This is a genomic window from Pseudarthrobacter polychromogenes, from assembly GCF_014644495.1.
In the GTDB taxonomy this organism is placed as follows: Bacteria; Actinomycetota; Actinomycetes; order Actinomycetales; family Micrococcaceae; genus Arthrobacter; species Arthrobacter polychromogenes.
This window is the reverse complement of sequence record NZ_BMKU01000007.1, coordinates 202928-214736: the sequence shown is the minus strand read 5'-3', so window position 1 is coordinate 214736 and position 11809 is coordinate 202928. Positions and strand designations below refer to the sequence as shown.

The window sequence follows — 11809 nt, the reverse complement described above, 5'->3', positions numbered from 1 at the left end:
TTGGCTGCGCCGGGTACTGCTCAGGGAAGGGACTTTGCAGCGGGAAGTGCCCGCCCGCTCCTACTTGGCTGCCCGCTGCCGGGAGACTTCGTAGAGCGAGATGCCCACGGCCATGGAAGCGTTCAGTGATTCCATGGCGGAATCAATGGGAATGGACACGATCTGGTCGCAGTTCTCGCGGACCAGCCTGCTGAGGCCCTTGCCTTCCGAGCCCACCACGATGCACACGGGTTCGGTGGCAAGCGTCAGGTCAGGAAGGGAAACGTCGCCGTCGCCGTCCAGGCCCAGGACGAAAATCCCCATGTTCTTGAACTGCTTCAGGGCGTTGTTGAGGTTCGATGCCCGTGCCACGGGTACGCGGACGGCGGCGCCGGCACTGGTCTTCCACGCCGAGGCGGTCACACCCACGGAGCGGCGCTCGGGAACGATGACGCCATGGCCGCTAAAGGCGGAAACCGAGCGGATGATGGCGCCGAGGTTGCGGGGATCGGTAATGCCGTCCAGTGCCACGAAGAGCGGCGCATTGGAGATGTGCCCCTTCTTCCACTTGTCGACCGTGTCTTCAGCCAGTTCGTAGGCATCCTGGTAGTCATAAGGCGGAATCTGCAGCACCAGGCCCTGGTGCACGGCGTCATCGGTCATTCGGTCCAGTTCAGGCTTGCCTGTTTCCAGCAGCGGGATGCCGCGCTCGGCGGCCAGCTTCAGCGATTCCTTGACGCGGTCGTCCATTTCGATGCGGATGGCGACGTGCAGTGCCTTGGCCGGGATACCGGCGCGCAGGGCTTCCACTACCGAGTTGCGGCCGGTGACGACTTCCTCGGTGGCGCGGCCCTTGGGGCCGGACCGGGCTGCCCCGGCGCTGCGGGCGCCCGGGTTGCGCTTGGCTGCGGACCGCTCGGAGAGCTGCTTGGCCTTGTGCGCTTTGTGGTAAGGGCGGTCCTCCGCCTTGGGCGTGGGGCCCTTGCCTTCCAGGGCCTTGCGGCCGTGGCCACCGGTCCCGATGGTTGGGCCCTTCTTCGCTTTAACCGATCGGCGACCATTGTTGGCCATTGTGTTCCACCCTTGATTGTGTTGACTGAGTCTGCCTACCAGTCTACTGAACCAGGAAAAATCGCCCGCTCCGGGGCCAAGTGCCTGCGGGCGGTGACCCGGTCAGTCCCGCTTCAGGCTCCAGGTGGGACCGTCAGGTCCGTCTTCCACCACCACGCCGGCGGCGACCAGGGTGTCCCGGATGGCGTCCGAGGCGGTCCAGTCCTTGGTGGCCCGGGCATCGGCGCGGGCGGCGAGCTGGGCTTCCACCAACACTGACAACGCCGCTGATTCCCGGGTGTCCGCGACGGAACCGGAAGCGACGTCGTTCAGGCCCAGGACGCGCAGCATGTCGTGGACATAGTGCAGGGCCTGCCGCGCCTCCTCCAGCTTCCCTTCAGTCAAAGCAGTGTTGCCGGACCGGACCGTTTCGTGGAGCACGGCCAGGGCCTGCGGCACGTTAAGGTCATCGTCCATGGCACGTTCGAATGGTTCCGGCACGGTGCCGTAGGTGGCGAAGCTGTACTCGCCGCCAGAGGACAGGGCCCGCACCGCACGGCTGATGAACCCATCAATGCGTTCGACGGCGGCAGCGGCCTCCTGCAGGGAAGTGGGACGGTAGTCCAGGACGGAGCGGTAGTGCGCCTGCCCAAGGTAGTAGCGGACCACCCGCGGCGATGCGAGCTCGAGCATCTCGGCCGGGCTGATGGTGTTGCCGATGGACTTCGACATCTTTTCGCCCTGGTAGGTCACCATGCCGTTGTGCATCCAGAAGCTGGCGAACGGGTGGCCTGCGGCCTGGGACTGGGCCATCTCGTTCTCGTGGTGCGGGAAGCGAAGGTCAAGGCCGCCGCCGTGGATATCGAACTCGGTGCCAAGGTATTTCGTGACCATTGCCGAGCATTCCAGGTGCCAGCCCGGCCGGCCTGCGCCCCACGGGGAGGCCCAGCTCGCCGTCGTCGGTTCTCCCTCTTTGGAGCCCTTCCACAAGGCGAAGTCTCGGGGGTCCTTTTTCCTGTTGCTGAATTGGGCCTCAACGTCCGGGGCCGCCTGCATGTCATCGATGTTCTGCCGGGTCAGTGCGCCGTACTTGCTCCAGGAACGCACATCGAAGTACACGTCTCCGGAACCATCCAGTGCGGGATAGGCGTGGCCGCGGTCGATCAGCTGGCTGATGAGGGCGTGCATCTCGGGGATGTGGCCGGTGGCGCGCGGCTCGTAGGTGGGCCGGGAGACACCCAGGGTGTCGTAGGCCTTGAGGAATTCCTGTTCGTAACGGTAGGCCAGTGCCCACCACTCTTCCTCGCGGACCGCGTCCGGTCCGGAGTCGAAGCCGGCTTCGAAGGATTCTGCGGACTTGGCCAGGATCTTGTCGTCGATGTCCGTGACATTCCGGACCACCGTGACCCGGAAACCGCGGTAGGCCAGCCAGCGGGTGAGCTGGTCGAAGGCGATGGCTGAGCGGATATGGCCCACGTGGGGCATGCCCTGCACCGTGGCCCCGCAGTAGTAGAGGCTGGCCTTGCCCTCGACGAGGGGCACGAAGTTCCGGACTTCGGCGGAGGCAGTGTCATAGAAGCGCAGGGTCACTGCTCCAGATTAGCTGATGGGGAGGTGCGGCCTTGGATACACCAAAGCGGTGGCCACCGCGGAGATGCCTTCTCCCCGGCCGGTGAATCCAAGGTGGTCGCTGGTGGTGGCCGTGACACTCACCGGCGCGTCGGCGGCGTCGCTCAGGACCTGCTGCGATTCCTCCCGGCGCGGCCCGAACTTGGGCCGGTTGGCGACGAACTGGACGGCAATGTTGCCGATCTCGAACCCGGCAGCGCGGACAATCCGCGCAGCCTCGGCCAGCAGCGTGGTTCCCGCGGCGCCGGCGAACTCGGGCCGGTCCGTTCCGAAGTGCGTGCCCAGGTCCCCCAGCCCGGCGGCGGAGAACAGCGCATCCGCAGCCGCATGGGCCACTGGATCACCGTCGGAGTGCCCGGCGAGGCCGCGCTCCCCCGGCCACAGCAGTCCGCCAAGCCACAGCGGGCAGGGCTGGTCTTCGGGGGCATAGGCGTGTACGTCCAGGCCGATGCCGGTGCGGGGGATGATCATTTCCGCAGGTTCCATTTCTAGCCTTCCACCCAGCGCGCACCGAGCGGGCCCTCCAGGAGCCCTTCGGCGAGAATGAGGTCCAGCGGAGTGGTGATTTTCAGGGACTGGGTGGACCCCCTGACCACGTGTACGGGGATTCCGAGCATTTCCACGAGCATTGCGTCGTCGGTGACCGCTGCTGACTCGTTCTGGTCCAGGCCCCGCGCCGCCTCGTGGGCTTTCAGCAGCGTGTCGAGGTGGAACCCCTGGGGAGTCTGCACCGCACGGAGTTCCTCGCGGGGCGCTGTTCCGGTCACCACCTCCGGCGCCAGGTGGGCGTCCTTCCCCGTGGTGGCCGCGACCGTCTTGACGGTGTCCACCACCGCCACGGCAGGAATAACCGCAGCCGCCCCTGCGGCGAGTGCGTCAGTAACGCGGTGGAAGACCGACTCCGGCGTGAGGGCACGGGCGGCGTCGTGCACCAGCACTGCTTCTATGCCGTCCATCAGGGCCGCCAGGCCGGCACGGACGGACTCTGCCCGGGTGGCGCCGCCGTCCACGATGGAAAGGAGGGGACCGCCGTCGGCCAGTTCCTGCCGGAAGTCCTCGCACAGCCGGCGGAGCGTGTCCTCTCCGGGGGGCAGCGCGATGCACACCTGGCTGCCGGTTCCGGAGGCCACAATGCCGCGGAGGGCATGCATCAGGATAGGTTCGCCGCCCAGCGGCACCGCGGCTTTCGGGATGCCGTAGCCCAGCCTCTGCCCTGAACCTGCTGCCACCAGGATCACTGCGGTGACCGGGCGGGTGGGTGTTTCGCTCATGCGGACTAGCCTACGTCCCTGCAGGCCGCCGGCGCCTGAACACCTGGGGTTGAATCTTCAGGGGCAGGATTTTGGGCAAAAAGAAGCCCCGGTGCCACATAGGTGACACCGGGGTTCAATTCTTAGGAAGCCAGGACCTCGTCGAGAACGCTTGCAGCCTTCTCCTCGTCGGTCTTCTCAGCCAGCGCCAGTTCTGAAATCAGAATCTGCCGGGCCTTGGCCAGCATTCGCTTCTCGCCTGCGGAAAGGCCCCGGTCGTGATCGCGGCGCCACAGGTCGCGAACGACCTCTGCAACCTTGATGACGTCACCGGAAGCAAGCTTCTCCAGATTTGCCTTGTACCTACGTGACCAGTTGGTGGGTTCTTCCGTGAACTCGGCACGAAGCACATCGAATACGTGCTCCAGGCCTTCCTTGCCCACTACGTCCCGAACCCCAACAAGGTCAACGTTCTCTGCTGGAACTTCAATGGTCAGATCACCCTGGGCCACCTTGAGCTTGAGATACATTTTCTCTTCGCCCTTGATGGTGCGCATCTTGATTTCTTCAATCTTCGCAGCACCGTGGTGAGGGTAAACTACTGTCTCGCCGACCTCAAATACCATGTGGACATTTCCCCTTTCCCGCTGACCAGTTTATCACGATTCAGGCATATGACCGGCCGGGAAGAGAGCCGGGAACCGCAGAAATACGCGGAAAATAGGCCTAATCGGACCCCTCCACCCCCTTGACGAACACGGATAATAGTGCATGCAAGGGGCCTGAAGGAAGGGTGATGTGACACCGCCGAATCCGCGTTTGGCCTGCTTTGCGGATAGGCTATGCGTGATTAATGTTTCAAGACTCTTGAGGAGTACGCGACGTGCGTTTCACTGCGATGACCCGGGCCCAGCGCGGCAAACTGGCACTGACGGCAGCCGCCCTTGGCGTGGGCCTGCTGGCGTCGGGCTGCGGGTACACCAATTCCCAGCAGACCACCGCCCGGTACCAGGCGTCGGACGGCATCATCGCCGACCTCGGCCCGCTCCAGCTCCGGAACATCCTGATCGTCTCCGCGGGCGAGGACCAGCCGGGCCGCCTGATCGGCGCCGTGTACAACTCCTCTTCCCAGGACGTGACCCTCACGGTCAACGGTGCGGAAGGGTCGCAGACCGAAATTCCGGTCAAGGCCAACGACTACACCCTGCTTAATGAGAGTTCCGACGAAGCGATCCTCAGCACCACTGGCGGAATCCCGGGCTCGCTCGTCGACGTCGAGATCAGCGAAGACGGCACCAACGTCAGCAACACGGTGAAGGTTCCCGTGCTGGACACCACGCTGCCCGAGTACAAGGAATACCTGCCGGCCGGGAGCACTCCTGCACCCACCTCCGCCAGCCCGTCGCCGTCGGAATCCGAAGAAGCCGCCGGGGGCGACGACCACTAGGCAGCCGCGCTGGCCGCAAGCAGCCAAGCACACAAAAGGAGGGGCCTCGCGGCCCCTCCTTTTGTGTGCCTTTCGTAAATTGTCCCCTGTCCTGCGGCACGTCCGCCGGCTGCCAGGGCTGGCGCCTTACGGCTCGAACTTGTAGCCCAGCCCCCGCACGGTGACCAGGAACCGCGGGGCTGAAGGATCCGGCTCGATCTTGCCGCGCAACCGCTTCACGTGGACGTCCAGGGTCTTGGTGTCTCCCACGTAGTCGGAACCCCACACACGGTCGATCAGCTGGCCGCGGGTGAGCACCCGGCCTGAATTGCGCAGCAGCATTTCGAGGAGCTCGAACTCCTTCAGCGGCAGCAGCACCTGTTCTCCGCCCACGCTGACCACATGGCGTTCAATGTCCATCCGCACCGGCCCCGCCTGCACGGTGGAGGAGACGAGTTCCTCCGGTTCGCCCTGGCGCCGGAGTACTGCCCTGACCCGTGCCACGAGCTCGCGGGAGGAATAGGGCTTGGTGACATAGTCGTCGGCTCCAAGTTCCAGGCCCACCACTTTGTCGATTTCGGCGTCTTTGGCCGTCAGCATGATCACCGGAACGCTGGACCGCTGGCGGAGCTGGCGGCACACTTCCGTGCCGGAGAGTCCGGGAAGCTGCAGATCCAGCAGCACCAGGTCCGCGCCGTTCCGGTCGAATTCGGTGATGGCGTCCAGGCCGTTGTCCACGACCTCCACCTCAAAGCCTTCCTTGCCCAGCAAATAGGACAGGGGATCGCTGAACGACTCCTCATCCTCGACAATCAAGATCCTGCTCAAGCTGTTGCTCCTCGTTCTGTTGCACCGGCGGCGCCGGGTCCTTGGGTGACAGGTGGCTCTTCCGGGCTCTTCCGGGGGGTTGCGGCCGGGGCGGCGGGGGCGGCGGGGGCGGCAACGGGGCCGGGATCCTGTTGTTCCCCGCCGTCCTGGCCTTCCATTTCGGGAAGCCGGAGGGTGAATGTGGATCCCTGCCCTGGCTGGGACCACAGTGTCACCTCGCCGCCGTGGTTGGAGGCCACATGCTTGACGATGCTCAGGCCCAGGCCGGTGCCGCCGGTATGGCGTGACCGTGCCGAGTCCACCCGGTAGAACCGTTCAAAGACGCGTTCCTGGTCCTCGGGGCTGAGCCCCTCACCCTGGTCCGTCACAGAGATGGAGACCAGGCCTTCCCTGCTGCGGACGCCAATCCCCACCCGGGTGTTTTCCGGGGAGTAGCGGATGGCGTTGTCGATCAGGTTACGGAGCGCGGTGACCAGCAGGTCCTGGTCCCCGAAGACCTTCGCGTCGGTCCGCCCGCCCACCACGATCCGGATGTTCTTGCTCTCCGCCGGAAGCTGGGAGCGGTCCACCGCCTCGGCTATGACGGCATTGACGTCAACCGGCCTGCCCTGCTGCGCCACGCTGGCCCCCTGCAGCCTGGACAGCTCGATGATGTCCTGCACCAGTGCGGCCAGCCGGCCTGACTCCTTGTGCATGCGTTTAGCGAAGCGCCTGACGGCAAGTTCGTCATCCGCCGAGGACTCCAGGGCTTCGGCAAGCAGCGAAATGGCACCCACGGGGGTTTTCAGCTCATGGGAAACGTTGGCTACGAAATCGTTCCGGATCTCTTCGGTCCTGGTGATCTCCGTGCGGTCATCCGCGAGCAGCAGGATGTATTCCTCTCCGAGCATCGCGGCCCGGATCTGGACGATGATGGTTCCCTGGCCGAGCGGGCCGCGGGGAAGCTCCAGCTGCTTCTCCAGGATGACGCCGTCGCGCCGGACGCCCGCCGTCATGTCCAGCAGTTCCTTGTGGACCACGGTGTGGCCGCGGACAAGGCCGTAGGCGTAGGCTGCCGGGCTGGCTCGGACCACGCCGTCCACAGCGTCCACCACCACGAAGGCGCGGCCGACGACGGCCAGCACCTCGGCAGCGCCCGGCGGCAGGGCCGGTTCTTCAGTGTCCACGTCCAGCAGTTGCCGCTGCCGCTCGCTGACCCGGTACGCGAGCACGCCGAACGTGCCGAGCGCCAGGCCGACAAGGCCGGCCACCAAGCCGATGAGCATAGGATCCACAGCTCCACCTTATGCTCTGGAAGGCGCTGATCGGCGCGTCCGGGCCTCCTCCTGCGACGGTTCAACTAACGTTCACCTTCAAGGGCCTCGCCGTTCACCCGGCGCTGGCAGAGTAGCCAGTTGGAGTGCCGATTGGCGACGCGATTCCCGCTGCCCGGACCGGGGCCGGCGGGAGTTACAAGGAAAGGACGCCCACGTGCGTAAGGTTTTTCAGGAAGAGCTGACCCAGGTCGGCGACCAGCTCGTGGAGATCTCCCGGCTGGTCAGCGAAGCGATGGACAAGGCCACCACCTCCTTCGAAGTGGCGGATGTGGACCTGGCGCAGGACGTCATCGCTGCGGATGCCCGCATCGACTTCCTGCAGAACAGCCTCGACGAGCGCGCCATCGACATCCTGGCGTTGCAGGGGCCGGTGGCCAGCGACCTGCGGATGATTGTGGGCTCGCTGCGGATGAGCGCTTCCCTCGAGCGGATGGGCGACCTTGCCCGGCACATAGCCCAGCTGGCACGCCTGCGCTACCCGTCCACCGTCATTCCGGAATCCATGACCGGCACCTTCAAGCGCATGGCCGAGCTGGACCAGGAAATCGCCGACAAGCTGACCGTCCTCCTGGAAACCCGCGACCTTGAGGTGGCGAGGGACATCCTGAAGGCGAATACGGCCATCAACGACCTCCACCTCAGCGTCTTCAAGGCCATCGCGGCACCGGAGTGGAATGAATCGCCCGCCACCACGGTGGATGTTGCACTCGCCAGCCGCTACTTCGAACGCTTCGCGGACCATGGCGTTTCAGTGGCCCAGAAGGTCACCTACCTGGTGACCGGCGCCTGGCAGCCCACCGGGACAGAACACAGCTAAACCCCCTGGAGTTTTTGTCCAGATACGCCGACTTCCGAGGCCCGGAAGCCTGCATATCTGGACAAAAACTCTTATGGGAACAGACGACGGCGGGCTGGTCACCTGAGGTGACCAGCCCGCCGTCGTAATTTCCTGCTGATGCGTTATTTCCTGCCAGGGTTATTTCTTGCCAGGGTTATTTCTTGCCCTGGTTCGCTACCGCCAGGATGGCCTGCTCCGCGGCTTCCGGGTCAAGGTAGGTGCCGCCGGGCTTAATCGGCTGGAAGTTCTCATCGAGGTCGTACACCAGGGGGATGCCGGTGGGGATGTTCAGGCCGGCGATGGCTTCGTCGCTGATACCGTCCAGGTGCTTGACCAGGGCGCGCAGGGAGTTGCCGTGGGCCGTGACCAGGACGGTCTTGCCGGCTTTGAGGTCCTCCTTGATGTCCGACTCCCAGTACGGCAGCAGGCGGACCAGAACGTCCTTAAGGCATTCCGTGCGCGGGAGTGCGTCACCCAGGTCCGCGTAGCGGGGATCGTGCGCCTGGGAGAACTCGGAGTCGTCGTCCAGGGGCAGCGGAGGGGTGTCGTAGGAGCGGCGCCATTCCATGAACTGCTCCTCGCCGTACTCTGCAAGGGTCTGGGCCTTGTCCTTGCCCTGCAGGGCGCCGTAGTGGCGTTCGTTCAGGCGCCAGTCGCGCTTCACCGGGATCCAGCCGCGGTCAGCCTTGTCCAGGGAGATGTTCGCAGTGTTGATGGCCCGCTTCAGCAGGGAGGTGTAGAGGATGTCCGGGAGAACATTGTTCTCAACCAGGAGCTCGCCGCCGCGTGCTGCTTCCGTACGGCCCTGGTCGTTGAGGTCTACGTCCACCCAGCCGGTGAACAGGTTCTTGGCGTTCCATTCGCTGTGGCCGTGGCGCAGCAGAATCAGCTTGTAAGTCATGATTTTCATCCTAGCCGAGCGCTGCCGCCGCCTGCCCAGCGTTACAAGCCGGTCCCGGTGACGCGCCACCTCCGGCTGCAGGGATAAGGTGGGGCCGTGGTGCAAAAGGCTGAACGGGTGACTGCCCCGCAGATTTCCGGCAGGAACAGCACCGGCAGGCCGGGCAAGCCGGTGGGCAACGTGACCCGCGGAACCACCAATCCCAACCGGATGCGCCGGGTGGACCGCTGGCTGGCCGGCCCGCAGGCCTGGCGGCTCCGGAACGCCGCCGACCCCCTGGTGGTGGACCTGGGCTATGGCGCGACGCCCGCCACCGCCGTCGAACTCTTTGACCGGCTCGCTGCCGTCCGCCCGGATGTGCAGGTCTTTGGAATCGAGATTGAGCCGGAACGCGTCCGCGCCGCCCTCCCCCTGCAACGGCCCGGCTTGAGCTTCCGGGTGGGCGGCTTCGAACTGCCCGTGCCGGGACGGCCGGTCCTGGTGCGGGCGTTCAACGTCCTGCGGCAGTACGAGGAAGCTGATGTTCCCGGTATCTGGCGGCTGGTGCAGGACCGCCTGAGCCCTGGCGGCCTGTTCATCGACGGCACCTGCGATGAGATCGGGCGGCGCGTCACCTGGGTGGCGCTGGACGCCGAACGGCCCCTGTCCCTCAGCATCTCTGTCCGGTTCGGCAGCTTCGAACTGCCCTCGGACGTTGCCGAAAGACTGCCCAAGGCCCTCATCCACCACAACGTTCCCGGAGAACCGGTACACGCCCTGATGCAGGCCATGGACCGGGCCTGGCTGGAGTGCGCGCCGCTGGCGTCCTTCGGGAACAGGCAGCGGTGGCAGGGCATGTGCCGGACGTTGCGGGACGCGGGCTGGCCGGTGCAGGACGGGCCCGCCAGGTGGCGGCTGGGCGAGCTCACCGTGGATTGGGAAGCCGTTGCGCCCCTGGCGTAAGGGCCTATGCGGGACGGGCTTGCTGCGGGCAGGGAACCGGTGGGGTGTCCTAAGGCGTGGTCGAGCCAGTGACTGGCTTACCAGGGACCATAGGGGCCGGTGTTGCGGCTGCCGCCCCGGCCCGCGTCCTTGACCGCCGGGCGCACGTCCGCAAGGTAGACGGACGCGGCCACGACAGCGGCGAGGCCGAACAGGCCCAGCGTGCCGAAAAAGCCGCCTCCGCTGCTGAAGAAGGAGATGACACCGATCAGGGCCGCACCGCCGGTCAGTGCCAGCCAGAAAGCCTTGGTCCTTTTCCCCGTGGCCTCGAACGCGTTGGCACGGTGCCGGGCGCAGTCAACCACAGCCCACAGCTCAAGGCCCAGCGCCACCAGGGCAAGAATAAAGAACACTGCCTGCTCTACAGGCCGAATAATCAGTTCACCGTCCACAAGCCCAGCCTAGCCGCCCAACGAGTCCAGCGCCCGCTTCAAATCGGCCCAGAGGTCCTCCAGGTTTTCGATTCCCACACTGAGCCGCACCAAATTCTCCGGAACGCTCACCGGCTCTGCAGTGTGCCGCCGTCGTCGTTCAATGAGGGACTCAACGCCGCCCAGCGACGTCGCGGGAAGCCACAGCTGCAGCGCGCGGACGAGTTTGTCAGCAGTGTCAGCGCCGCTCAGCCCTGCGGCAGGGGCAACCTGCACGCAGATGATGGAGCCAAACCCCTTCATCTGCGTCTTTGCCCGTTCATGGCCGGGATCCGCGGGCAGGCCCGGGAAACGGATGGACTCGATGGCCGGGTGTGCGCCAAGGCGTTCGGCCAACACCATGGCAGAAGCCTGGGAGCGTTCTATCCGCAGCGCCAGGGTCCGCAGGCCGCGCAGCGCCAGCCAGGCCTCGAATGGTCCTGCTATCCCGCCGTGGATGGTCCGGTTGTGGAGCAGGGCCGAGCGAATGTCCGCGTTGGACGTCACCAGGGCGCCCAGGACGACGTCGGAATGGCCAGCCAGATACTTCGTCACCGAGTGCAGGACGACGTCGGACCCCAGGGCCAGGGGCTGCTGCACCAGGGGTGTGGAGAAGGTGTTGTCCGTGACGACGATGGCGCCGACGGTATGCGCCGCGGCCGTCACGGCCTGGACGTCGGCGATGCCGAGCATCGGATTGGTGGGGCTTTCCAGCCACAGCATGGAAGCAGCCCGGGCGTTGGGTCCCTTCGGTGCCAGGGCGGCCTTGACGGCGTCAGTGTCGGCAATGTCCACAGTGCGCAGTTCGACGAATTCCTTCTGCGCCAGTTCGGAAGCCATCACCAAGGTCCCGGAGTAGCTGTGCTCGGGCATCACCAGCACGCCCCCTGGGGGGATCAGGGAAAGGGCCGAGCTGACCGCCGCAAGCCCTGATGAGTAGAGCAGCCCCGGCAGCCTGGAACCTTCAAGCTGGCCGAGCGCCTCTTCGAAAGGATCCCAGGTGGGATTGGAATACCGGCCGTACCCGCGGTCGCCGTCCCCGAGGGCCCCGGTGCCAAAGTATGTGGAGGAAAGGACGACTGGGTGGTTGACCGGCTGGTCCCTTTCCCGGGGGGGACGCCCGGCCGCAACCACCACCGTTTCGGCTGAGAGCGCCGCGGCCTGCTGTTCGGAGAGACTCATGGTGAAAGCGTACTGTCCG

General features: G+C 65.6%; 13 protein-coding genes. 3 read left to right on the top strand and 10 right to left on the bottom strand.

Features of this window, described 5'->3' with window-relative positions; translation table 11 throughout:
• Positions 1-60 precede the first annotated feature (60 nt).
• The 5 genes from rlmB to IEX43_RS13090 form a co-directional block, all read right to left on the bottom strand.
• Positions 61-1050 carry a 23S rRNA (guanosine(2251)-2'-O)-methyltransferase RlmB gene (rlmB, locus tag IEX43_RS13110; RefSeq protein WP_066273821.1) on the bottom strand — a complete coding sequence of 330 codons (990 nt, stop codon included), beginning with the start codon at positions 1048-1050 and terminating at the stop codon, positions 61-63.
• Positions 1051-1152: 102 nt separating this feature from the next.
• Positions 1153-2619 (bottom strand): cysteine--tRNA ligase, encoded by a 1467-nt coding sequence (cysS, locus tag IEX43_RS13105; RefSeq protein ID WP_188811642.1) that lies wholly within the window; start codon positions 2617-2619, stop codon positions 1153-1155.
• Positions 2620-2628: 9 nt separating this feature from the next.
• Complete coding sequence (gene ispF / locus IEX43_RS13100) at positions 2629-3129, bottom strand: 2-C-methyl-D-erythritol 2,4-cyclodiphosphate synthase (protein ID WP_174178758.1); 501 nt, start codon at positions 3127-3129, stop codon at positions 2629-2631.
• Between the two features lie 17 nt (positions 3130-3146).
• On the bottom strand, positions 3147-3929 hold the full coding sequence (gene ispD, locus IEX43_RS13095) for a 2-C-methyl-D-erythritol 4-phosphate cytidylyltransferase (protein WP_174178636.1): 783 nt from the start codon (positions 3927-3929) through the stop codon (positions 3147-3149).
• 122 nt (positions 3930-4051) lie between these two features.
• Positions 4052-4534, bottom strand: coding sequence for a CarD family transcriptional regulator (locus tag IEX43_RS13090; RefSeq protein ID WP_011690592.1), 483 nt, complete (start codon positions 4532-4534; stop codon positions 4052-4054).
• 257 nt (positions 4535-4791) lie between these two features.
• Here IEX43_RS13090 and IEX43_RS13085 point away from each other — a divergent pair, with 257 nt between their 5' ends.
• Positions 4792-5355, top strand: a complete 564-nt coding sequence (locus IEX43_RS13085; protein ID WP_188811641.1) for a hypothetical protein — start codon at positions 4792-4794, stop codon at positions 5353-5355.
• A 126-nt stretch (positions 5356-5481) separates the two neighbouring features.
• On the opposite strand, the gene IEX43_RS13080 is transcribed toward IEX43_RS13085, so the two are convergent.
• On the bottom strand, positions 5482-6162 hold the full coding sequence (locus tag IEX43_RS13080) for a response regulator transcription factor (protein WP_066273817.1): 681 nt from the start codon (positions 6160-6162) through the stop codon (positions 5482-5484).
• Complete coding sequence (locus tag IEX43_RS13075; protein WP_188811689.1) at positions 6159-7427, bottom strand: sensor histidine kinase; 1269 nt, start codon at positions 7425-7427, stop codon at positions 6159-6161. Before IEX43_RS13075 ends, IEX43_RS13080 begins: the two co-directional genes overlap by 4 nt.
• Before the next feature lie 205 nt (positions 7428-7632).
• On the opposite strand from IEX43_RS13075, the gene phoU reads away from it, so the two are divergent.
• On the top strand, positions 7633-8295 hold the full coding sequence (phoU, locus tag IEX43_RS13070) for a phosphate signaling complex protein PhoU (RefSeq protein ID WP_188732365.1): 663 nt from the start codon (positions 7633-7635) through the stop codon (positions 8293-8295).
• Between the two features lie 175 nt (positions 8296-8470).
• Here the strand turns inward: phoU and IEX43_RS13065 are convergent, their stop codons facing one another.
• Positions 8471-9217 carry a phosphoglyceromutase gene (locus tag IEX43_RS13065; RefSeq protein WP_188811640.1) on the bottom strand — a complete coding sequence of 249 codons (747 nt, stop codon included), beginning with the start codon at positions 9215-9217 and terminating at the stop codon, positions 8471-8473.
• Between the two features lie 96 nt (positions 9218-9313).
• Between IEX43_RS13065 and IEX43_RS13060 the strand changes: the two genes are divergently transcribed.
• Positions 9314-10159 (top strand): O-methyltransferase, encoded by an 846-nt coding sequence (locus tag IEX43_RS13060; RefSeq protein ID WP_188811639.1) that lies wholly within the window; start codon positions 9314-9316, stop codon positions 10157-10159.
• A gap of 77 nt (positions 10160-10236) precedes the next feature.
• On the opposite strand, the gene IEX43_RS13055 is transcribed toward IEX43_RS13060, so the two are convergent.
• Both IEX43_RS13055 and IEX43_RS13050 read right to left on the bottom strand, forming a co-directional pair.
• The gene (locus tag IEX43_RS13055; protein WP_188811638.1) at positions 10237-10590 is read right to left on the bottom strand and encodes a DUF2516 family protein; all 354 of its coding nucleotides are present in this window, start codon (positions 10588-10590) and stop codon (positions 10237-10239) included.
• Positions 10591-10599: 9 nt separating this feature from the next.
• Positions 10600-11790: a trans-sulfuration enzyme family protein gene (locus tag IEX43_RS13050; RefSeq protein ID WP_188811637.1), complete on the bottom strand. Its 1191-nt coding sequence runs from the start codon at positions 11788-11790 to the stop codon at positions 10600-10602.
• Between the last annotated feature and the right edge of the window lie 19 nt (positions 11791-11809).

Excerpts from the sequence above, each read along its gene's own strand:
- ispF (WP_174178758.1), bottom strand. The coding sequence starts at position 3,129 with ATGATCATCCCCCGCACCGGCATCGGCCTGGACGTACACGCCTATGCC.
- IEX43_RS13075 (WP_188811689.1), bottom strand. The coding sequence starts at position 7,427 with ATGCTCATCGGCTTGGTGGCCGGCCTTGTCGGCCTGGCGCTCGGCACG.
- IEX43_RS13090 (WP_011690592.1), bottom strand. The coding sequence starts at position 4,534 with ATGGTATTTGAGGTCGGCGAGACAGTAGTTTACCCTCACCACGGTGCT.
- ispD (WP_174178636.1), bottom strand. The coding sequence starts at position 3,929 with ATGAGCGAAACACCCACCCGCCCGGTCACCGCAGTGATCCTGGTGGCA.
- IEX43_RS13050 (WP_188811637.1), bottom strand. The coding sequence starts at position 11,790 with ATGAGTCTCTCCGAACAGCAGGCCGCGGCGCTCTCAGCCGAAACGGTG.
- IEX43_RS13065 (WP_188811640.1), bottom strand. The coding sequence starts at position 9,217 with ATGACTTACAAGCTGATTCTGCTGCGCCACGGCCACAGCGAATGGAAC.
- rlmB (WP_066273821.1), bottom strand. The coding sequence starts at position 1,050 with ATGGCCAACAATGGTCGCCGATCGGTTAAAGCGAAGAAGGGCCCAACC.